At 58.8% G+C, this 21213-nt stretch carries 20 protein-coding genes and 1 riboswitch; of the genes, 8 read left to right on the top strand and 12 right to left on the bottom strand.

Annotated features, from left to right (window positions below; translation table 11 throughout):
- Positions 1-122: 122 nt before the first annotated feature.
- Positions 123-1316: a serine/threonine transporter SstT gene (gene sstT, locus BST95_RS14005; protein ID WP_084200217.1), complete on the top strand. Its 1194-nt coding sequence runs from the start codon at positions 123-125 to the stop codon at positions 1314-1316.
- On the opposite strand, the gene BST95_RS14000 is transcribed toward sstT, so the two are convergent.
- The 10 genes from BST95_RS14000 to cobS form a co-directional block, all read right to left on the bottom strand.
- Positions 1313-2176: a cobalamin-binding protein gene (locus BST95_RS14000; protein WP_084200216.1), complete on the bottom strand. Its 864-nt coding sequence runs from the start codon at positions 2174-2176 to the stop codon at positions 1313-1315. The two genes, sstT and BST95_RS14000, sit on opposite strands and share 4 nt — an antisense overlap.
- Positions 2177-3214: a nicotinate-nucleotide--dimethylbenzimidazole phosphoribosyltransferase gene (cobT, locus tag BST95_RS13995; RefSeq protein WP_084200215.1), complete on the bottom strand. Its 1038-nt coding sequence runs from the start codon at positions 3212-3214 to the stop codon at positions 2177-2179.
- A gap of 6 nt (positions 3215-3220) precedes the next feature.
- Positions 3221-3724, bottom strand: coding sequence for a bifunctional adenosylcobinamide kinase/adenosylcobinamide-phosphate guanylyltransferase (gene cobU, locus BST95_RS13990; protein WP_084200214.1), 504 nt, complete (start codon positions 3722-3724; stop codon positions 3221-3223).
- Positions 3721-4503 (bottom strand): ATP-binding cassette domain-containing protein, encoded by a 783-nt coding sequence (locus tag BST95_RS13985; RefSeq protein ID WP_084200213.1) that lies wholly within the window; start codon positions 4501-4503, stop codon positions 3721-3723. Before BST95_RS13985 ends, cobU begins: the two co-directional genes overlap by 4 nt.
- Positions 4503-5531, bottom strand: coding sequence for a FecCD family ABC transporter permease (locus BST95_RS13980; protein ID WP_084200212.1), 1029 nt, complete (start codon positions 5529-5531; stop codon positions 4503-4505). The genes BST95_RS13985 and BST95_RS13980 overlap by 1 nt, the downstream gene beginning before the upstream one ends.
- Positions 5528-6967 carry a cobyric acid synthase gene (locus BST95_RS13975; RefSeq protein ID WP_084200211.1) on the bottom strand — a complete coding sequence of 480 codons (1440 nt, stop codon included), beginning with the start codon at positions 6965-6967 and terminating at the stop codon, positions 5528-5530. Before BST95_RS13975 ends, BST95_RS13980 begins: the two co-directional genes overlap by 4 nt.
- 15 nt (positions 6968-6982) lie before the next feature.
- Positions 6983-7603 (bottom strand): cob(I)yrinic acid a,c-diamide adenosyltransferase, encoded by a 621-nt coding sequence (cobO, locus tag BST95_RS13970; RefSeq protein ID WP_276205893.1) that lies wholly within the window; start codon positions 7601-7603, stop codon positions 6983-6985.
- 11 nt (positions 7604-7614) lie between these two features.
- Positions 7615-9480: a TonB-dependent receptor plug domain-containing protein gene (locus BST95_RS13965; RefSeq protein ID WP_084200210.1), complete on the bottom strand. Its 1866-nt coding sequence runs from the start codon at positions 9478-9480 to the stop codon at positions 7615-7617.
- 99 nt (positions 9481-9579) lie between these two features.
- Positions 9580-9734: riboswitch (cobalamin riboswitch) on the bottom strand.
- Between the two features lie 22 nt (positions 9735-9756).
- Complete coding sequence (locus tag BST95_RS13960) at positions 9757-10296, bottom strand: histidine phosphatase family protein (RefSeq protein ID WP_169843953.1); 540 nt, start codon at positions 10294-10296, stop codon at positions 9757-9759.
- A complete protein-coding gene (cobS, locus tag BST95_RS13955) occupies positions 10293-11081 on the bottom strand; it encodes an adenosylcobinamide-GDP ribazoletransferase (RefSeq protein ID WP_084200208.1) in 789 nt (262 codons plus the stop codon). The genes BST95_RS13960 and cobS overlap by 4 nt, the downstream gene beginning before the upstream one ends.
- Positions 11082-11131: 50 nt before the next feature.
- Here cobS and bluB point away from each other — a divergent pair, with 50 nt between their 5' ends.
- The 7 genes from bluB (at position 11132) to BST95_RS13920 (ending at position 17131) form a co-directional block, all read left to right on the top strand.
- Positions 11132-11779, top strand: coding sequence for a 5,6-dimethylbenzimidazole synthase (gene bluB, locus BST95_RS13950; protein WP_084200207.1), 648 nt, complete (start codon positions 11132-11134; stop codon positions 11777-11779).
- Between the two features lie 49 nt (positions 11780-11828).
- Complete coding sequence (locus BST95_RS13945; RefSeq protein ID WP_229801574.1) at positions 11829-12332, top strand: DUF501 domain-containing protein; 504 nt, start codon at positions 11829-11831, stop codon at positions 12330-12332.
- A 76-nt stretch (positions 12333-12408) separates the two neighbouring features.
- A complete protein-coding gene (locus tag BST95_RS13940) occupies positions 12409-12762 on the top strand; it encodes a c-type cytochrome (protein ID WP_205737277.1) in 354 nt (117 codons plus the stop codon).
- Positions 12762-14123 (top strand): D-arabinono-1,4-lactone oxidase, encoded by a 1362-nt coding sequence (locus BST95_RS13935; protein ID WP_084200204.1) that lies wholly within the window; start codon positions 12762-12764, stop codon positions 14121-14123. The genes BST95_RS13940 and BST95_RS13935 overlap by 1 nt, the downstream gene beginning before the upstream one ends.
- A 4-nt stretch (positions 14124-14127) precedes the next feature.
- Positions 14128-15393 (top strand): DSD1 family PLP-dependent enzyme, encoded by a 1266-nt coding sequence (locus tag BST95_RS13930; RefSeq protein WP_084200203.1) that lies wholly within the window; start codon positions 14128-14130, stop codon positions 15391-15393.
- A gap of 3 nt (positions 15394-15396) precedes the next feature.
- Entirely contained in the window at positions 15397-16002 is a 606-nt protein-coding gene (locus BST95_RS13925; RefSeq protein WP_084200202.1) for a YigZ family protein, read from the top strand.
- A gap of 76 nt (positions 16003-16078) precedes the next feature.
- The gene (locus BST95_RS13920; RefSeq protein WP_084200201.1) at positions 16079-17131 is read left to right on the top strand and encodes a 3-deoxy-7-phosphoheptulonate synthase; all 1053 of its coding nucleotides are present in this window, start codon (positions 16079-16081) and stop codon (positions 17129-17131) included.
- Positions 17132-17149: 18 nt separating this feature from the next.
- On the opposite strand, the gene BST95_RS13915 is transcribed toward BST95_RS13920, so the two are convergent.
- Entirely contained in the window at positions 17150-18619 is a 1470-nt protein-coding gene (locus BST95_RS13915; RefSeq protein WP_084200200.1) for an MBL fold metallo-hydrolase, read from the bottom strand.
- Positions 18620-18752: 133 nt separating this feature from the next.
- Positions 18753-21059, bottom strand: coding sequence for a TonB-dependent receptor (locus BST95_RS13910; RefSeq protein ID WP_084200199.1), 2307 nt, complete (start codon positions 21057-21059; stop codon positions 18753-18755).
- Positions 21060-21213 lie beyond the last annotated feature (154 nt).

Below are 21213 nucleotides of genomic sequence, written 5' to 3'. Positions count from 1 at the left end.
TTTCGCTATTAGATGAACCCTAGAGACTAGCAAAGCCGGGCATAGTCGCAAGCAATCCGGGCAGGCGAGGCGGGTTGATTCGCGCTATAGTGATCCAGAACAAAAGAATAGAGGGGGCGCCAATGCGCTTATTAGAGCTCGGGCTTATTCCACAAATCGTGATCGGCGTCGTGCTGGGCGCAGTGCTTGGCATGTTGCTGCCCTCGTTGGCGGAATCTTTGGGGCTACTCGGTCAGCTGTTTGTCGCCATGCTCAAGGCCGTTGCACCGCTGCTGGTTATGTTGCTGGTGATGTCGGCGATTGCCAATCGTCACGAGTCGGGCAGTGATGGCCGTAAAACGTTTATCGTTGTGGCGCTGTATATCGTCGGCATGGTGAGTGCGGCTGTCGTGGCGCTCACCCTCAGCCAGATCTTTCCCCAGACAATTGCCCTGGCTGCCAGCGCTGAAGGCGCGCCTCCCGTCGCTGTAAGTGCAGTACTGACCGATGTGCTGCTCAAGCTGGTCGACAATCCGATCAACGCCTTGTTAACCGGTAATTTCCTGGGATGTCTGTCCTGGGCTATTTTGCTCGGTATGAGTTTCCGCAAGGCGCCACATACTTTTCGGGATCATCTGCAGGTGGCAGCAGACGGCGTAGCCACCATCGTGGGTTACGTGATCAAACTGGCCCCCATCGGCATTTTTGGTCTGGTGTGCTTTACCGTGGCCACGGTGGGTATGGAGGCGCTGGCGGGATACGCCAGCCTGGCGACGGTGCTTGTAGCGGCGATGCTCATCATGGCACTGCTCATCAATCCGCTGTTTGTCTTCCTGATCACGCGCAAAAATCCGTATCCCATCGTCATCCGGTGTCTGGAAGAGTCGGGTATTACCGCCTTCTTTACCCGTAGTTCGGCAGCCAATATTCCGGTCAACCTGAATCTGGCAAAGAAACTGGGCATCAGCGAAGAGCTTTATTCGGTGACGATTCCGGTTGGCGCTACGGTCAATATGACGGGCGCTGCGATTACCATCACGACCCTCACGCTCGCCGCAACTCACACTCTGGGTATCGAGGTCTCTATGCCGGCAGCGTTGCTGCTGTGTGTGATCTCTGCGCTCTCTGCCTGCGGCGCCAGTGGTGTCCCTTCAGGCAGTTTGTTATTGATTCCGTTGGCGTGTTCGTTGTTCGGTATTCCGCTGGATGTGTCCATGCAGGTTGTCGCGGTGGGATTTATTATCAGCGTGATCCAGGACTCTGCGGAAACGGCGCTTAACTCCAGTACTGATGTGGTCTATACCTACGCGGTCGACCAACTGGGCGAGGAGTCCTAGCGCACCTGCGTCAATTGCCGGCAAATCACTTCGGCGCCCTGAAGCAGTCGGGTCGTGGGGCGTTGCACCAGGTCGGGATGCACATGAAACAGCGCATCGTCCTGCACTGCCTGTAGGAAACTGTACTGACGCCAGTCGTCCAGCCATTCTGGCCGGGATGCATCCATGCCGCTGGCAAGAATAGCCTCCGGGTTGAGTTGCAGAACGGCTTCGCGACTGACGACCGGCGCCAATTGCGTGGCATTGGCAAAAATATTGCTGCCGCCGCACAAGGCAATCACTTTGCTAATCATGTGCTCGCCATTGATAGTTTGCAGCGGGCTGTTCCACACTTCGTAGAAGGCGCTTACCGGGCGCTGATGGCTGTGTGCTTGGGCGAGTGTATGAAAACCCGCATCAAGCGTGTCGGCTGTGCTGTTTGCGATCAAAGATGTCCCGGCCAGCACCCCGATATCGCGAATCATATTGCCGATATCTTCGATCTTTCGTGGTGCACTCACATAGACTGTAAAACCCAGCGACTCCAGTTTGCGCAGCGACTCCATGCCGTTACCTGACGCCCACATGAGCACCAGGTCCGGGGCGAGGGCGGTGAGGCTTTCCTGGCTCCAGGCGTGATAGCTGCCGATGCGTGGCAGCGCCTTGGCTGCGGCCGGATAGTCGGAGTATTCCACCACGCCGACCAACTTGCCGCCGGCGCCGGCGCTATACACGTTTTCAACAATGTGCGGAGCGAGGGCGACAATACGTTGCGCAGCCTCGGGCAGCTGGACTTCACGGCCCAGGGCGTCGGTGACGGTGACTGCCGCTGCCGCGTTGCCTATCTGCAGGCAGGCCAGCAGTGCGATCAGGCGGATCATTCAGGACTCCTCGGCGATACCGGCTTCGGCGAAACTCGCCATGTCATTGTTCAGTGCCAACGCAGCTTTGATCAGCGGTACGGCGGTAAGGGCGCCGCTGCCTTCGCCGAGGCGCATGTCCAGTTGTAGCAGCGGGGAAAGTTGCATGGCATCAAGCAGAAGCTGATGGGCGTTCTCGGCAGAGCAGTGTCCGGCGAACAACCAGGGCTGCACGCCGGGATTCATCTGACTGGCGACCAGCGCGGCAGCCGTGCTGATAAAACCATCCACGAGGCTCGGTAGCTGGCGCTGCGCGGCGCGAATGTAGGCGCCTGCCATGGCGGCAATCTCAAAGCCGCCGAGGCACTGGAGCGCGGCCAGGGGCGTGTCAAGTTGTTGTCGATGTAGGTTCAGGGCCCGCTGGATGGTCGCTGTTTTTGCCGCGAGACGCTCGCTGTCGATACCCGTACCACGGCCGGTGGTTTCGGCAGCAGCCAGATCCAGTAAGGCAGCCATCAGGGCTGACGCAGCGCTGGTGTTGCCAATCCCCATATCGCCGGCAATCATTAGCTGGCAATCTAGGCCGTCCACTACCTCGGCACCCGTCGCCAAGGCCTTGTCGACCTGCTCGGCTGTCATCGCCGGCGTGCTGCTGAAATCGGCGGTGCCGGCTGCGACTATGCGTTGGCGCAGGCCGGGCATGTCAGGGACGGGTATGAAGGTGCCGAGATTAATCACTTCCAGATCAATATTTTGCTGTTTGCACAGCACGCTGGCAGCTGCACCGCCGTCAATAAAGTTGGTAATCATCTGCGCGGTGACCTCTGCCGGATAGGCAGACACGCCCTGTGCCGTAATGCCGTGGTCCGCGGCGAAGATGCGGGCGCTCACTCGTTCGAGCGCCGGGGTGTCGGTGTGCTGCCAAGCAGCGAATTGCTCGGCCACCTGTTCCAGTCGTCCCAGCGAACCCGCGGGTTTGGTCAGCGTGGCCTGGCGTTGCCGGGCCGCAATGCGGTGAATTTCTGAAGGGGCCCGGCAGGGCTGTTCGTACCAGTTCATGGCGGGCTACTCCTTGAGTGTCTGGGGTAGGCCGGCTGTGACCAATGTGACTTTGTCGCACAGGGTCGCCAGATCCTGGTGCAGCCAGCCGATCTCGTCTACGAATCTACGGCTGAGTTCGCCCATTGGAATAATGCCCATGCCGACCTCGTTGCTGACCAGAATCACCTGCGCTTCGATCCCCGGCAGGCAATTCATCAGGGCTTCGCGTTCGCGCGTCCAGCAGTCCTGGTGCAAGCAGTTGCTAAGCCACAGGCTCAGGCAGTCGACCACCACGCAGCGGCTTGGCGCATCCAGTGTTTGCAGCTGCCGGGCCAGCCCAATAGTCTGTTCGCAAACCACCCAGTGAGGCGGGCGGTCTTGTTGGTGACGCGCAATGCGCTGCGCCATCTCTTCGTCGCCGGCTTCGGCCGTCGCGATTAGATATGGCGTGGGGACCGCCTGTTCGGCCAGTTGTTGGGCGATACGACTTTTACCGCTGCGAGCGCCGCCGAGAATTAAGTGCTTCACGACTTGATGACCAAAGGACCACGATGGACAGGGTGCGCTTCCACCAAAACGTTTGCACTAAACACTTCGCGGAACATCTGTGTTGTGAGTACCTCTGCCGGTGTGCCGGTGCTGTGCAAGTTGCCATGGTTAAGTACCATGATGCGGTCGCACAGCCCTGCCAGCAGATTAAAGTCATGGCTTGCGATGACCAGTCCACATCCGCCCTCGCTGAGACGCTCTACGGTATCGCCGACCATATGGGTATGTGCCAGATCCAGCGCGGCACTCGGTTCGTCCATCAACAGAACCCTGTGGGCGCTGTCCTGGGCGCGCCACACCTGAGCGACGCAGCGCGCCAGTTGTACGCGCTGGCGTTCACCGCCAGACAGCTCCGTATAAAGCCTATCCCTGAGTGACTGAGTGTCGGTGAATGCCAGCACTTCGTCGAGAATGTCGAGGTCCGCTTCACTGCCACTGGCATGGGGAATACGGCCGAGCAGAATCACTTCTTCGACACTGAAGGGGAAATTGAGCGCGGGGTTTTGTGATAAAAAAGCCAGGGCGCGGGCACGCTGTTCGTTGTGCATGGCCGCCAGCGGCTGATTTCCCAGTTGCAGACTGCCCTCTTGAATAGGGTGGCCGCCGGCGAGTGTGTGGAGCAGAGTGCTTTTGCCTGCGCCATTGGGCCCGATCAACCCCAGCACGTCGCCGGCCTCGATCGCCACAGTGATGTTCTCCAGCAGCGCGATCGCGCCATAGGGCGACACACGAGTGGCTTGCAGGTTGAGCAGACTCATCACAGCATGCCGTAGTCGCGCCGACGGCGCAGCAGTGAGATGAAGAACGGTACCCCGATGGCCGCAGTTACAACGCCGACAGGCAACTCAGTAGGGGCCACGATTGTCCGCGATAGGGTGTCGGCGAGTATGAGCAGTATCGCGCCTGCAAGCCCGGAGGCGGGCAACAGGTAGCGGTGATCAGGGCCAATCAGCATGCGCATGATGTGCGGCACGACCAGGCCGACGAAGCCGATCACACCGGCCAGGGCCACGGAAAAACCCACGCCAATAGCGGCGAGCGTGATGATACAGCGTTTGGCAAACTCGATATTAATCCCGAGATAACGGGCTTCTGATTCGCCCAGCAGCAGAGCGTTCAGGGCGTTGGCGAAACGTGGCAGGGTTATACCCAACAGGGTGGTTGCGACGAGCGCCATAATGACGCGCGGGTAGTTTGCTCCGTCCAGACCGCCCATACGCCACATGCTGATGCGGCGCAGAATTTCATTGCTCGAGTAGAACTCCAGGACATTACTTGCGGCGGCCGACAGTGCTGAAATGGCAATGCCTGCCAGCAACATGGTTGCCACGGACGTCATGCCACCTGAGGTGGCAAGCTTGTAAACCAATATGACCGCCAGCATGCCGCCCGCGAAGGCGCCAATAGAGACCACGCCCAGCGCACCCACGCCGGCGACAACCGGTGCCGCCATGGCGATGGCCATGCTCGCACCCAGTGCCGCGCCCGCCGTCACGCCAATCAGGGACGGGTCGGCCAGGGGGTTGCGAAACAAGCCCTGCATGGCTGCGCCGGTCATGCCCAGCATGGCACCGACAAGCATGGCGAGCAGGCTGCGGGGCAGCCGAATCTGGCCGATAATCACGGCCGCCTGATCGACGCTTTCACCCTGCAGATAGCGGCCGAGCGCGGCGGCCGCTTCAGGTAGTGAAATCGGCACAGTGCCCGAGGCAGTGGCGTGGAGCAGGCAAAGTGGTAATGAGAGACCGAGCAACCAAAGTGTTGTGCGTGCGCGTTGTGCTCTCATGGCGTGAACCACTGTGGAAACATCGCGCCGAGGTCGAGGGATTGCTCGAGTGCGTCTGCCAGCCGGTCGATCTCCCGTTCGCGCAAAACCTCGCGATCCTCTGTAACCGCAGCTTCGAGCCCGGCCCAGCGCAGCAGCGCTGCACAGCTCTCTCCCTGGTCAAAGATGCCGTGAGTGTATGTGCCGGCGATCTGGTTATCTGCTGACAGGGCGCCGTCTTCACGGCCGTCATCGAAGTGCACAAAAGCGCGGGTGCCGGGTTCAACCTGAGTCTGGCCGCAGTGAATTTCATAGCCTTCGAAGCATCCACCATCACTCAGATGACCTGTGACCTGGCGCAGGGTTTTGCCAGGCGCAAGCGTCGTGGACAGGGGCAGTAGATCGAAACCAATGCTAGTGCCTGCCTCACCTTCGACGCCCTGGGGGTCATTCACCTGCGCGCCCAACATCTGCATGCCGCCGCAAATGCCCAGCACTTTGCCGCCGTAGCGGACATGCCGCTGCAGATATTTTTCCCATCCATTGTGACGCAACCAGGCGACATCGGCTCGAACACTCTTGGATCCGGGGATAATCACCAGATCAGCGGGCGGTGGCACTTCCCCCTCACCGATGTACTGAAGATCCACGCCGGGGTGGGTGCGCAGCGGGTCAAAATCGGTGTGATTGGATATGCGCGGCAGCACCGGAACAATGACGCGCAGTGGCTCGTCGGTATCACAGGCCTGCTCGGTGGCAATGGCATCCTCAGCATCCAGCTGCAAATTGTGCAGATAGGGCACTACACCCAGCACGGGCTTGCCGGTGCGCGCCTCAAGCCAGTCGAGCCCGGGCTGCAGCAACGCGATGTCGCCGCGGAAGCGATTGATTATAAAACCTTGCACGAGGTCTTGTTCACTGGGTGACAGTAATTCGAGGGTGCCAACCAGGTGTGCGAAAACGCCGCCCCGATCGATATCGGCAACAATCACCACCGGGCAGCTGACTGTCTCGGCAAAACCCATATTGGCGATGTCACCTTCGCGCAGGTTGATTTCAGCAGGGCTGCCAGCGCCTTCGACGAGCAGCGCTTCATATTGGATTTGCAGTCGCCGCCATGAGTCCAGCACCGTGTCCATGGCGACTTTCTTGTAGTCGTGAAACTCAGTGGCTTCCATGTGCTCCAGGGCGCGGCCTTGAAGTATGAGCTGAGCGCGTTGATCGCTACTGGGTTTCAGCAGTACCGGATTCATGTCCACGTGTGGTGCGATACCAGCCGCCTGGGCCTGGAGGGCCTGGGCGCGACCAATTTCGCCTCGATCGGAAGTAACCGCGCTGTTCAGCGCCATGTTCTGTGGCTTAAAGGGGGCGACGCGGATGCCGCGGCGGTGCAGGCAGCGACAAAGGCCGGCCACCATCACAGATTTGCCGGCGTCTGAAGTGGTGCCCTGAATCATCAGGGCAGGGGGGGGTCAGTAGTCGACACCACGCCGGGCCTTGATGCCGGCTTTGAAGGCATGTTTGACTTCCTTCACTTCCGAAACGGTATCCATGGCGGCCTGCAGCGCGGAACCGCCACCTCGTCCGGTCACAACCACGCTCTGTTCACGAGGACGCTGGGTAATCGCTTCAATAATCTCCGCTTCTGGGAGATAGTCATAGGCAATCATGTAAGTGAGTTCGTCCAGGACCACCAGGTCATAGCTGTCGTCCTGAAGCATGGGAAGGGCCTTTGCCCAGGTGTCTTGCGCCGCGGCGATATCGCCGGAGCGATCCTGAGTGTCCCAGGTAAAGCCGGTGCCCATTTGGTAGAAATCTACCTGCGGACACTTGTCCCGCACGTAGATTTCTTCACCGGATAACTGCGCGCCCTTGATGAACTGAACTACGCCGACCTTCATGTCGTAGCCCAGGGCGCGCATGACCATACCAAAAGCAGAACTGGACTTGCCTTTGCCGTTGCCGGTAACCAGCACCGAGACTCCGCGTTCAAGATCTGCGGCCTCGATGTTGGCGTCGACTTTGGCTTTCTGCTTTTCCATAGCGGCCTTGTGTTTGGCCTCACGCTTTTGGTCCTGGTTGTTATCGCTCACAGTGACTCTCTCTAGAAGTTGTAACGCACGCCGGCGTAGGCCGCCGAACCTGAAGTGTTATAGGTTGGCACTTCCTGGTAGTCCTCGTCCAGCAGGTTTTCTACGCGCCCGTACAGCTCCAGGCCCTCGATAATCTCGAAGCTGGCATTGAGATTGACGAGTTCATAATCGTCCAGATCGCTACCATCGACATCAACGGCGTCATAGGAGCCACGGACGTACAGCGCTACCGACAGGCGATCCGCCAGGCCCAGCCAGGTCAGGCCCAGATTGGCCAGGTGTTCTGGGCGACGCGCGCGGCTGCCGCCGGCGGCGCGTTCGGTGTCGTTATAGGTGTAGTTGCCATCCAGGGTCAGCCCCAGGGGGAGGGGCAGGGTGCCGATCAATTCCACGCCACTAGAGTCAAAGTCACCGTCGCCCTGCAGATAACCCGAGAATCCGGTGGGATCGAAGAAGATTTCGTCACTGACAGTCTGGTCGAAGTAGTTCGCCTCAAGATACACACCGCTATTGGCGTACCAGGCGATACCGACATCGAAGCCTTCACTTTCCTCTTCCTTCAGTACCACCTCGGATGCGGGCGGGCTCGCAGCGACGCTGCTGTTGTAGGCAACCTCGTACAGGCTGGGTGCGCGGAAACCCGTGCCGTATGTGGCTTTCAACTTGAGTTCGCCATTGTTCATGGGAATAAGGTAAGCGCCGCTGGCGCGGTAGGTGGTGTGAGAACCGAAGTCGTCATTGTCGTCGTAGCGCGCGCCCGCGGTAACAAAGAAATCGTCAATCACTTCACCCTGGTACTCCAGGTAGTAGCCGTCCTGATTGCGCTCGCGATTATTAAAGCCGTCGTCAAAGCTCTCTTCCTTGCGCTCGGCGCCATAGACGAGACGGGTTGCATCGCTAACAGTGAAGCTGCCCAGGTAGCCGTATTGGTCGAGGTCGCCATCGCCACCAAAGCCGAATACATCTTCGGTATAGAACTTGCGCTCGGTTTCGTTGCCAGTGTAGCTCAGGTCGTGGCTGAAGCGTCCGGTTTGTAACTCAGCAGAGAGGTGCCAGGCGGACTGGTCAAAGGTGTTGTAACAATCATTGCTGCTGGTGAACGTGGCACTGCTAAAGCAGCTGTCGTACTCGTTTTCGCCTTCGGTGTCTCGCAGTACCGCTTCAACACGTAAATCGTCGCTGATGTTCCAGCCCAGACGGCCGTGCAGGGTGGTGTTTTCGTAACCGTCATCGTCCCTGAGGTCAGTGTCTGTGGCTTGGGTGTTGAAACCGTCGGTTTCAAAGTCAATGGCCGATATGCTGAAGTCGAGGGTGTCATTACCACCGGCTGCATCTGCGGCCAATTGTTGGGTGCCGTAGCGGCCGCCTTCGGCACTCACTCTGCCGCTGAAGCCTGGCTCGGCTGCTCGGGTGTAGGCGTTGATGACACCGCCGGCATCTGCGCCATACATCATGCCCTGAGTGCCGCGCAGAATTTCAACGCGATTAATCCCTGCGGACATCAGGTTTTCAAACTTGGGGCCGATTTGCGTGCCGGAGCTATCGGAGACGTCAATGCCATCGATATAGAGCTTGGTCCGGTATCCTTCTTCACCGCGAACGCGAACGCTGGTTGCGGAGCCGGCACCGCCGGTGTTGCTCACGCCGATAGCGGGCTGGGTGCGCAGCACGTCAAACAGCGAGTTGTAACCGCGCGCCTCAATGTCGGCAGCCGTGATGACAGAGACGGACGTGCCGATCTGGCGCAGGGGCATAGCCACCCGCGAGGATACGACGACCACTTCCTCGAGTTGGCTGTTGGTGGTTTCCACCTGAGCCTGGGCCAGCAGTGGTGTAGCGCTGATAACGGCGAGCGCCAGCGGTGTAATTTTGGACATTAGAATTCCTCAATTGCCATTTAGTCTGTTGGCGACTGAGGGAGGGGATCAGGAAATACAGCCCGGTAGGCCAGACAACCTTAATGAAGCCCTCCGCTCCATCGGTGAATGCATCAGGCAGGTGTCGGACTGTCCGTCAGTGACGGCATACCGTTGCGGGGGCAGTGGTGTCGACATCGCTGTCGCACGCTTCCCATTTAACCCACCCAGCAGTTCCTCGGAATGCGGCAGGCACCTGATACGGGGCGGGGAGAATAAAGGCTGGGCAAGACTAAGTCAATTGAGGCTGACGGGTGCCGCGTTGGCGAATGAATAGTTGAACGCCCCGGCCAGAGGCTGTCCGGCCAGCTCGCACAGCAGAATACCCAGGGCCCCTCGATGGCCGACCAGCAGGGTGCCTGGAGGGCTCTGGTCGACGACCTCGTGCATGCGCTCTGCCACCTGTACGGCGGATTCACCCCCCGGGGGACCTTCGTGTACCCAGTGCTGGCCCCAGTGGTCGACGGCGGCCTGGTGGGTGGCGTACAGCGTATCCCAGCTCTGGCCTTCCCAGTGGCCCATGGAGATCTCACGCAGGCGAACGTCGATGTCCGGGGCAGGGGCGTTGAGCAGGTCCGCGAGAATCTCCGCCGTTTGTCGCGCCCGGCCGATATCGCTGCTGACGATACGGCTCGGTAGCGGGCCAGCCCAGTGGCTGGCCAGTGCGGCGATCTGCCGCTGGCCATGGGTGGACAGGGGATGTTCCCATTGTCCCACGCAGCGCCCGGCGGGGCGTTCCGCATGGGCGTGGCGTAGCAGGGTCAGACGGCGGTTCAAATGGCGTAATGGGCGCAGAAAAACAGCAGCACTGCGCATTCCGTCAGTTGATTGACAGCGCCCAGCGTGTCGCCGGTAATGCCGCCGATACTGCGCCGTAGCCACCGTTGGCTTGACACGAGCAGGGCCGCCACCACGGCGATCAGCGCAAGCGCCTGGGGTAGCGGGAGCCACAGCAAAGGCAGCACAGCGATGGCTGTGCCCAGACCGATGCGGCGGGCGGAGACACTGCCTACCAATGGCTTGCCGCTGGCACCTTCACTGACATAGGCGCAGAAACGCACCAGCGGCAGTGTCGTCCAGCGCCCCAGTGTGTGGGCGGTGATCAGGGCCAGGGGAACCATGGCGGCCACAGTGCTTGCCAGGCAGGCGAGCTTCAGTGCGAGCGCCAGGAACAGGGTAACCGCACCGTACGTGCCTATGCGGCTGTCTTTCATGATGCGCAGCTTGTCTTCGGTCGTCCAGCCACCGCCCAGGCCGTCTGCGCTGTCCGCCAGACCGTCTTCGTGGAAGGCGCCGGTAAGAGCTACTGCTGTTACCAGGGTCAGCACTGCCGCAATCGACTGTGGCCATAGCATCGCGCTGATGGTGAACACTGCAGCGGACAATGCGCCGATGACCAGACCCACCAGAGGGAAGTAGGCGGTGGACTGGCGAAAACTGTGCTCGGACCAGGCAAAGGGTGGCACGGGAATGCGGGTCAGGAAACTGAAGGCCGTGGCCAATGCCCGTAATTCCTGTCTCTGCCTGCTGGAAGCGGGGGCATGATCGGGCGTGGAGTTCATGGCGATACCTGAGTACTATGCGCGGCAAAGTGAAGGATGATAACTGATTCATGGCAGACGAACATCGATTTAGCCCGGCGGAGTTAGCTGCCGTTTACCGCGCCATTTATGAGCGCCGCGACATGCGCCACTTTCGGTCTGATCCGGTTGATCCGGCCATGTTGCAGCGGCTACTGCAGGCGGCTCATCACGGGCCTAGTGTGGGTTTCATGCAGCCGTGGCGTTTCCTGCGTGTTACCCAGCCAGCATTGCGCCAGCAGATTCACGCATTGGTGGAAGCCGAACGCGTGGCTACGGCCGAAGCGCTGGGTGAGCGCAGTGACGAATTTATGCAACTGAAGGTCGAGGGCATACTCGAGTGCGGTGAGCTGTTGGTGGTGGGCCTGATGGACCAGCGCGAGGAGCATGTGTTTGGTCGGCGGACGCTGCCGGAAATGGATTTGGCCTCCACCGCCTGTGCCATTCAGAATCTGTGGTTGGCAGCCCGTGCTGAGGGCCTGGCAGTGGGCTGGGTATCGCTGTTTGATCCCGATGACCTGGCCCGGTTACTGGCAATGCCCGCCGGCAGTAAACCTATTGCGGTGCTCTGCATTGGCCATACGGACGAATTTTACGACGAGCCCATGTTGGCGCGCGAAGGTTGGCGGCAGCGCGATGATTTGGCGTTGTCCGTCATGGAAAATCAGTGGGAGCCCTAGAATATGACTAAGATGATAGTGGGCACAGGCCGCTATGGAGAGGAGTAGCTTGAGTATTACAGAAACAGATCGCCGGGCAGTGGCGGCATTACTGGGGCGCGCGCCGCGCGGCCTCGAGGAGGTATCAGTGCGTAATGCCGCGGGTGAGCCCAGTGTGATCAGGGTGGCGCCGCTCGTTGACGACAAACCTTTCCCGACACTCTATTGGCTGGTGGATCGCGAGATATCCTACCGGATAGATCAGGAAGAAGCGTCGGGACTAATTGCGCAGCTGCAGGACCAGATTAATGCCGACTCGTCACTGCAGGCGCAAATGGCAGAGGATCATCGCCGCTACAAGGCGCGTCGTGAAGCCTACATGTCCGAGGAGGAGCGGCAGCGGGTCAAAGCGTTGGGCTTTGGCGATGTGTTCGAGATCAAGGGTATTGGTGGTATCGCCGACACATCACGTATTCGCTGTCTGCACACCTGGTATGCAGCACACCTGGTTGAATCCAATACCGTCGGCAGAATGCTCGATGACTACTGGGCAGGGGCCGCAGAAAGCAATTGACCCCGCCGGTGGGTGCTCATAAAATAACCACAATAGAAAAATAGTTATCACTAACATAAGGCGCTCTGCGATGCATATGATCAAGTTACTCCTGGTGGCACTTACATTTACCGTCGTGGGCTGTGCGCCTGAGCAGGACAGTAAGACCGCGGCTGCCGAGGTCGCCAGTCGTGATTTGCAACCGGCCGATGGGCAGCTGGCCGAAATCTATAACCGCAGCTGTCGCAGTTGTCATACGGTCGCAGCCACGGGGTCGCCGTTGACCGGCGACGCCACAGCCTGGCAGCCGCGCATGGACAAGGGTATCGACGTACTGCTCGACAGCGTGATCAATGGTTTCGGCGGCATGCCTCCCTTTGGCTTGTGTATGGATTGCAGTGCAGAAGAGTTCGAGGCGTTGATTCTGTTTATGGCGGGGGAGCAGGGCTGATGATGCAGCGTCGCAGTGTATTACAGGCGCTGGTGGCCACGGCCGTAGCGTCGCAGATGAGCCCGCTGGCACTTGCTTCCGAACCGCGCCGGCTTCCCTGGCGGAACTGGTCAGGGAGCCAGCAGTGCCTGCCGATGGCGCGTAAAGCACCGGCCAGCATGGCCGAGCTGCAGGAGCTACTTACCACCACCACCGGAACGATTCGCGCGGTGGGTGCGGGGCACTCTTTTACACCGTTGGTGCCAACCGACGGCACACTGGTGTCACTGTCGCGTATGGGTGGGGTGAGTAACGTCGACAGCAATACCCTGCAGGCCAACATCGGCGGTGGTACCCGTTTGGGCGACATCGGCCAGCCGCTGCATGACGCTGGCCAGGCACTGGTCAATATGCCCGATATCGACGAGCAGACGTTGGCGGGCAGCCTCGCCACCGCCACTCATGGTACCGGAGCGGGCTTTGGGTGTATGTCAACGCAGGTGACGGGACTTGAATTGGTGACAGCCGCAGGTGACATCTTGTGGTGTGATGCGCAAACGAACCCAGAAATTTTTCAGGCGGCAAAGGTATCCCTCGGTAGTCTGGGAATGATTACCCAGGTGCGCATGCAAAACCAGGCGCCGTATCGACTGCGCCGGGAAATGATCTGGATGCCACTGGAAGAGATGTTGGAAGTCGTGGATGGCATGGCCAACAAGCACCGCAACTTCGAGTTTTTCTACGTGCCGTTCTCAGGTTGGGGTTTTACCGACTCGCACGATATTACCGACGAGCCAATCGCTGCTGCTGAGGCGCCTGTGGATCCCAATGAGGGCACTATGGAGCTGAAGATGATTCGCGATTGGCTGGACTGGACGCCGGCGGTTCGCGAGCTGGTGTTAAGCACCTACGCACGCACTATTCCCGACGAAGTCAAAATCGGCCACTCCTGGAGCAATTACGCGAATGAACGCAATGTGCGCTTCAATGAAATGGAGTACCACCTGCCGCGAGAGAATGGTCTGAAGGCATTGCGCGAGGTGGTCGATGCGCTGGAGCGCGATCATCACGAGGTCTTTTTCCCCTTGGAGATTCGCTATGTGAAGGGCGACGACATCTGGTTGAGCCCGTTCTACCAGCAGGAATCCATGTCCATTGCGGTACACCGCTATTTTGAAGAAGACTACAAGCCGTACTTTGCCACCATCGAGCCGATTCTACGCAAGTACGGGGGTCGTCCTCACTGGGGTAAGCTCAACAGCCTCGGTCAGAAGGAGTTCCGCGAGCTCTACCCGCGCTGGGACGATTTTGCCGAGGTGCGCCGCGAGCTGGATCCGCAGGGGCGTTTCCTTAACGAATATCTGTCCGGTCTCTTCGGGTAGTCGCATGAAACGTCGCAGCTTTGTTCTGGGTGGGCTGGCAGGTGCCGCAGGCGCGGGACTTTTATTGCGCCCCAGTGATCGCGGGGCGCCGCATACCGATTATTTCAGGGGCCTTAGCACTGCGCTGGATCACGCTGGTCTGGCTGCGCCGCGCCTGGTCATTGATCGGAAGTTACTGCGCGACAATGTCGCGACGCTCAAGCGCCATATCGGTAACCGTTTCCACTATCGCATCGTCGCCAAGTCACTGCCCTCGATTGAGTTGCTGGAAGAGGTCATGCAGTCCGCCGATAGCAACCGCCTGATGCTGTTCCACCAACCGTTTTTGAATCGCGTCGCCGAACGACTGCCGCAGGCAGACGTATTGCTCGGTAAGCCTTTGCCGGTGGCGGCGGCAGCGAGGTTCTATGCCGAATATCGCGGCGAATCGTTCAATGCCAGTCGTCAGTTGCGCTGGCTTCTGGACAGCCCCGCGCGAGCGACACAGTACGCCGACCTGGCCGATACCTTGGGCCAGGACATGCTTGTATGCCTCGAACTGGATGTGGGATTGCACCGCGGAGGTGTGCAGTCAAACGAAGAGCTTGAGGCAACGCTGGCGATTATTCAGGCATCGCGCCACCTGAAGTTTGCGGGTCTGATGGGCTACGAGCCGCATATCGTTAAAGTGCCTGGTGGGCCAGAGCGCTACAAGCGGGCTGCCATGGATGCCTATCGCGGTTACGTGGCTTCAGCAAAGGGTTACCTTGGCAGCGATTGGCCGCAGGATGTGGTGCTCAACTGCGGTGGTAGCCCGACCTACCAGTTGTACGATGAAGGCGACTATCCGTTCAATGAACTAGCTGCAGGATCCTGCCTGGTGAAGCCCGGCGACTTCGATCTACCCTCACTGGCGGACCATCAGCCAGCGAGTTACATAGCCACCCCGGTAATCAAGACCAGCGATGGAGTAAAGATTCCCGGCATAGACCTGGGGCAACTGCAATCTTTGTGGGATGTGAATCGGCGTCGCACCGTGTTCACTTACGGTGGTTTCTGGAAGGCGCAACCGGTATCGCCCCAGGGTTTGAGCACTAATACTATCTATGGTCGTTCCACCAATCAGGAAATGCTTAACGGCTCTGCCGCAACTGATCTGGCGGTGGACGATTGGGTGTTCCTGCGGCCCGACCAGAGTGAGTTTGTATTCCTCCAGTTTGGCGATATAGCGGTGCTGGAGCAGGGGCGCATTAGTGAGTACTGGCCGGTGCTCGGACAGCATCCCGCCTGAGCCGTGGCCTACCTCATACCGGCGGCCGTGATCGAGCACGAGTATGCGGTCAAGAAATCACGCTTTATTGCCCGCGTTCACCCGGTAAGCAATCGCGATGAGGTCAACGCAGCCGTTCGCTGCGCAAGAAGTGACTACCCCGATGCCCGTCACCACTGTTGGGCCTACTTGTTGGGTTCGCCGGCGGATGCGCGAAATGCCGGCATGAATGACGATGGCGAGCCCTCGGGTACGGCGGGCAAGCCGATGCTGAACGTCCTCCAGCACGGTGAGGTGGGCGACGTACTGGTGATTGTCATCCGCTACTTCGGCGGCATTAAGCTCGGCGCTGGCGGGCTGGTTCGCGCATACAGTGCTGCCACCCAACAGGCCATGGACAAACTACCTACCCGGGCGCTGCGCGATATGTGCCGGTTGGTACTCAGCGCCAATTTTGCTGACGAGCAAGCATTGCGCCACCGCCTGGGGCAACTCGATGCTGAGATTGAGCATGTCGACTATCGAGAGCAGGTATGGCTGCACATTTCGCTCCCCGTTGAGAGTGAATCGGCACTGCGCGCGTTTTGCGCCGCCCACAGCGTGGCGGTGAACGTCATCGACACTGCATAGCACACCATCCCCAAAGTGGCCTGTGGGTGCTATATTAGGCGCCGATTTTTTGCAGCAACAGAAAGGTTTAGCGAGTATGACTGCCAACACAGACGACCTGAGAATTCAGAAAACCAATGAGCTGATTTCTCCGGAACATATTATTGAGGAAATCGGGGTCAGCGATGCGGCGGCGGCCACTGTTAACAACGCCCGCGAGGCGATTCACCGTATTCTTACGGGCGAGGACGATCGCCTGCTGGTAGTGGTAGGCCCTTGTTCTATTCACGACCCCGTTGCGGCCCGCGACTACGCTGCCCGGCTTAAGGCGGAAGCGGACCAAATTGCTGACGATGTCCTGGTGGTGATGCGCGTGTATTTCGAAAAGCCGCGCACCACTGTGGGCTGGAAAGGCCTGATCAATGACCCGGATCTGAATGACACTTTCCAGATCAACAAGGGCCTGCACCTGGCGCGCCAGCTGTTGGCGGACTTGGCGGAAATGGGGTTGCCGACCGGTACTGAGTATCTCGATTTGATCAGCCCCCAGTACTATGCGGACCTTATTTCGTGGGGCGCGATCGGCGCACGGACGACCGAGAGCCAGACTCACCGTGAACTGGCGTCGGGTTTGTCTTGTCCCGTGGGTTTCAAGAATGCAACGGATGGTGACATTCAGGTGGCTATCGATGCCATTGGTTCCGCCTCACAGCCGCACAATTTCCTGTCGGTGACCAAGCAGGGACACTCAGCGATTTTCCAGACTGCTGGCAACGAAGACTGCCATATCATTCTGCGCGGTGGTAAGCATCCTAACTACGATATGTTCTCCGTGGACGATGCTGCGGCAATGTTGTCCATGTCAGGCCTGCCTGAGCGCATCATGATTGACGCCTCGCATGCCAATTCACGCAAGATCCCAGCCCGCCAGATCGACGTGGCATCTGATATCGCAACACAGGTTGCGCGCGGTACACGCAGTATCTTCGGTGTGATGATTGAGTCCAACCTGGTTGAGGGACGACAGAATGTAGTGCCTGGCCAGGAGCTGACTTACGGTCAGAGTATTACCGATCCCTGCATCAACTGGGATGACACGGTGACCCTGCTCGAGGAGTTGGCTACCGCAGCGCGTCTGCGCCGCGGTTAATTCAGGGGTATCTGCCGCTTAGCGGGAGCGAGCACGCTCTCGCGCAGCGGTCATCTGATCCAGGTAGGTCAACATTTCCATGGTGTTGGTCTCCCGATCCATAATCCGGGTTTTGTACACGTCGTAGACCAACTGTTGCACGTTGGGGTCATCGGGCCGGGCGTAGAACAGCCAGTCGGTCAGGTGCGACGCCAGGCGAATATCGTTGGCAATCAGGCCCTGTGCGTACTCAACAATCGCGGGGATATTGCCTCCGGCGAGTTCAATAATCATCTCACCCTGATTCTCCATGGTTGCCGGCGTCCAGTGCGAGGGGATGTCATCCCACCAGCCAGTGTACTGTTTGATCAACATTTTGGAGATGTCGTTGGGTGTCACATACTGCACGTTGAGTGTCGGGTGTGTCGCCAGGTGCTCAGGTAACTGCACACTAAGGAAGATTTCATCCTTGCGCTTGCCCGCATTAAGCCCATCGATAGTGTGCTCGGTAATGTGATCAAATGCCTCTGCCAGCACCAGGAAGTTTTCCTGGATCGTAGCAGTATCCGTCAGGGCTTCGCCGTGAGCCGGCAGCAGGAATGCCGGCTCCAGCGCCGCCATCTCCTTCATGGCCGCAGACCAGGCTTCCACGTGCCGTTGGGTGCGCTTGCCATTGCCGGCGTTGGGCAGGAAACCCTGATAGTAATCGGCGCTGGCCAGGGCGCCGCGGCCCGGTACCCAGACGTACAGCTGGTCATCGGTTTCGCCTTTGTGATGTTGAAGCACGAAGGTTTCGCCGCCCACTTCGATTTCCAGCCGATCGCTGAAATAGCGTGTGGGCCAGACCAGGTCATCGGTAGAGGCGGGGAGTTGCTCCTCGGGTTGGCTCATGTATTTGGCCAGCGAACCGCGCAGGCGGATATAGCGCTCAAATCGAGGTTTGAGCAAGTCGTGGGCAATGATTTCCGGCGTCTCACCGGCCTCCATAATCGCCCAGGTGCCATAGCTGTGGTCGACATGCCCATGGGTATAGATGATGGTGTGTATGGGCAGGTCAGTGACGGAGCGGATTGCCGCGTAAATGGCCGGACCCGCGGGGCCCATGCCGGTATCAACGAGCACCACACCTTCGTCGGTAACGAAGAAAGCCGCGTTGACGATGGGCATGCGAATCAGATAGCTGCGCGGGCCAACCTCGACGACATGGGTTTTGTTCATGACATCGTCGATTGCCGCCTGGGTGCGGCCGAACATGTTTTGGGCTGCCTCCACCGAGTATTCGCCACCAAAGGAACCGCCTTCCATCAGGCGCGAGATAATCTCGGGGTTTTCCGCCAACACCATGGTTCGGGTTTCGATGCCGGCGCGATTGCCGACGACTTCGATCGCAGCGGAACGCGCCGAGCGCGCGGCATCCAGCGCAGTCTCAGCGATTCTGGTATCTGCCAGGGTCATCCCGATGAGCAGAAAGATGACAGCCACAAGGGCGTGGGTAAGCAGCTTTTTCACGGTGCATCTCCGATGGTTTGATCCAGAGGATAGTCATAGCAGGGCAGGGCGCCAATGACCCCGGGGGCCGGATACTATTGGACTGAAACAAAAAAGGGCGGCCTGAGCCGCCCTTTTCTGAAGTGCCAGTTCTTTAGAAGCTGTAGCGCACGGTAGCGCCGATAACGCGCTCGGTCTGGATGTTGGACTGCAGGTAGGACCCGCCTGAATACAGTATGTCGAACTGGTCGTGACCCTGTTCGAAGACGACCTCATCGGAATCCAGCAGGTTCTTGGCCCAGATGTTCACGTCCCAGGTGTAGTCACTGGAGCGCAGACCGGCATAAACATTGACGACGTGGTTAGCATCGAACGTTTCGCGAGAGGTGATGCCTGCTGACGCTTCAGTATTTAGGCGTTCATCGGTGTACTTGTACAGGGCGCGTACATACCACTCGTTGCTGCCAATGGGCATGAAGTATTCAGTGTTGGCTGTCACACTCCACTCTGGCTCCCCACCGAGGGCATCACCGCCAATGTCACAGAAGCCCAGAACTTCACCCGGTTGGCGGTCATTACAGGGCTTTGTAGCGCCATCATCCCATTCACCCTTGGTGTAGGACACCGCACCGCCGGCATTCCAGTGTTCGCTTAGCAGAATCTGGCCTTCGAGTTCAGCGCCCCAAACGGTGGCGTCGCCGTTGAAGAGCACACCGCCGGAAATATCCTGCGGGTTACCGTCGTCGTCGAGTACCTGTACGCCGCGGGTGAAGCCCAGATAGCCGTCGTACTTCTGATAGAACAACGCGCCATTCAGCGTGGAGCGTCCATTCAGATAACGACCCTTGAAACCCACTTCGAAGGAATCACTTTTCTCTTCGTCGTGAATCAGGTCGTCTTCACCGTTAGGCAGAAACTGTATGTTCGGCGTCGGATTAATCGAGATGCCGCTCGGGCGGTAGCCACGGTTGTAGGCGGCATATAGTGTGGTGTTGTCGGTCCAGTCGTGGTTGATCGCAACAGAGCCGGTGATGGTATCTTCTTTGGTGTTCTGATTCTCTTCGCTAACCCCCTCGATGGGGAACGCTGCTGCGAAACCTGCTTCAATAATGTCTATGATAGGCTCGAACGCCGGCGGCAGGTAAGTCAGACCGCCATAGTTTACGGTCGCTCTGCGGAAAGAGTCATACTCGGCGTAGCGCAGACCAACTTCCAGCTTCGTGGCCTCGCCCAGATAGAAAGTATTGAAGGTAAAGATACCCAGCTCTTTCCGGTCGACTGGAATGTCGCCTGCGGTGATAAAGCCAATGCCGGTATCCACGCTATTGGCAAAGAAGTCAGTTGCGGTTTTCTGATCCTGGTAGTAAATGCCGACCATCCAGTCCCAGAAGTCATTGTCTGAGGTGGACAGGCGTAGTTCCTGGGAGATAGATTCCTGGTCGGTATTGGAGTTCTGCCAGGTGGGAATCTCTTCGTCGACATAGTTGGCTCGATCGTTCTCGGTGAAGCTCACCTTGGAGCTCTCCGAGTAGCCGGTCACAGAGGCCAGGTTGATATCGCCGATATCCCAGTCAATCTGCAGGTTGGCCAGGTCGTACTCCATCTCGGCGTTGTCGATCAGGTCGCCGAGGGATGTGCGGTCCTCCGGCGACAGGGTGGGGCGCTCGCCGAGGTTGTCTGTCCCGTTCATGGCCTTTGGATCATCGGTGTCGCGATCCTGGTACTGGTAGACGAACTTGATGTTTAGATTATCGCCGGCCTGCCAGACGGTGCTCAGGCGTGCAGACAAAGCCTCTGCTTCTGGATCGTCGAACCCCTGGAACTGTTCAACGTTGGTAGAGTTGTTAACGTCGTATACGGCGGCAATACGCGCTGCGAAAACCTCATTGATGATGGGGCCGCCAAAAGACACTTTGCCATTGAAACCCTCGTTGTCAGAGGCACTAAGTTCGATAGAACCTTCGTTTTCCGCCAGGTCCGCGTGACGGGTCACCAGGTTGATGGCGCCTCCGGGAGAGGTTCTACCTTGGAGTGTGCCCTGGGGGCCGCGCAGGATTTCCACACGTTCCATGTCGTACAGCTGGGAGAACGCCACGTCTTCGCGCACGGGCTGGTCGTTCCAGTAAACGCTCACAACAGCGCTTGCGCCCGCTTCAGGGTCGATGCTGACACCGCGCATGGCAATACTGTTGTTGCGCGAGTTGGGGCTATTCAGGGTGAGGCCTGCAGTCATCTGTTCCAAGTCGTTAAACTTGAACGCAGAATAGCGGTCCATGCTTTCGCCGGTGACCACGTTAACAGTGCCGGAGATTTCCTGAATCGTGGCTGCGCGCTTCTGGGCAGTCACAATCACTTCTTCCAGAAACAGGTCCTGGGCAGAGGTCGGTGACACCATGGCAGCGACGGCCGTCGCGAGAAGGGTTTTGGCCACTACCGGAGTAGAGGGGCGGCGGTTTCTCATTGCAATACCTCACACGGATGTCCATGCCAGTGTCGGCGTGGACGGGTTAGTTATCTTTATAAGAGTCCCGCAATGGAGATGTAGCTCTCCTTCTTGCGCAGCGGGTCGTCCCATATGCGAGTCAATATACTACCTGCAACCTCGCCAAATATGA

It is taken from the genome of Halioglobus japonicus (assembly GCF_001983995.1).
In the GTDB taxonomy this organism is placed as follows: Bacteria; Pseudomonadota; Gammaproteobacteria; order Pseudomonadales; family Halieaceae; genus Halioglobus; species Halioglobus japonicus.
This window is presented reverse-complemented; position numbering and strand designations above follow the sequence as displayed.

Coding starts and splice junctions, on each gene's coding strand:
- sstT (WP_084200217.1), top strand. CDS start 123: ATGCGCTTATTAGAGCTCGGGCTTATTCCACAAATCGTGATCGGCGTC.
- BST95_RS14000 (WP_084200216.1), bottom strand. CDS start 2,176: ATGATCCGCCTGATCGCACTGCTGGCCTGCCTGCAGATAGGCAACGCG.
- cobT (WP_084200215.1), bottom strand. CDS start 3,214: ATGAACTGGTACGAACAGCCCTGCCGGGCCCCTTCAGAAATTCACCGC.
- BST95_RS13985 (WP_084200213.1), bottom strand. CDS start 4,503: ATGAGTCTGCTCAACCTGCAAGCCACTCGTGTGTCGCCCTATGGCGCG.
- BST95_RS13980 (WP_084200212.1), bottom strand. CDS start 5,531: ATGAGAGCACAACGCGCACGCACAACACTTTGGTTGCTCGGTCTCTCA.
- BST95_RS13975 (WP_084200211.1), bottom strand. CDS start 6,967: ATGATTCAGGGCACCACTTCAGACGCCGGCAAATCTGTGATGGTGGCC.
- BST95_RS13965 (WP_084200210.1), bottom strand. CDS start 9,480: ATGTCCAAAATTACACCGCTGGCGCTCGCCGTTATCAGCGCTACACCA.
- cobS (WP_084200208.1), bottom strand. CDS start 11,081: ATGAACTCCACGCCCGATCATGCCCCCGCTTCCAGCAGGCAGAGACAG.
- bluB (WP_084200207.1), top strand. CDS start 11,132: ATGGCAGACGAACATCGATTTAGCCCGGCGGAGTTAGCTGCCGTTTAC.
- BST95_RS13940 (WP_205737277.1), top strand. CDS start 12,409: ATGATCAAGTTACTCCTGGTGGCACTTACATTTACCGTCGTGGGCTGT.
- BST95_RS13935 (WP_084200204.1), top strand. CDS start 12,762: ATGATGCAGCGTCGCAGTGTATTACAGGCGCTGGTGGCCACGGCCGTA.
- BST95_RS13930 (WP_084200203.1), top strand. CDS start 14,128: ATGAAACGTCGCAGCTTTGTTCTGGGTGGGCTGGCAGGTGCCGCAGGC.
- BST95_RS13920 (WP_084200201.1), top strand. CDS start 16,079: ATGACTGCCAACACAGACGACCTGAGAATTCAGAAAACCAATGAGCTG.
- BST95_RS13910 (WP_084200199.1), bottom strand. CDS start 21,059: ATGAGAAACCGCCGCCCCTCTACTCCGGTAGTGGCCAAAACCCTTCTC.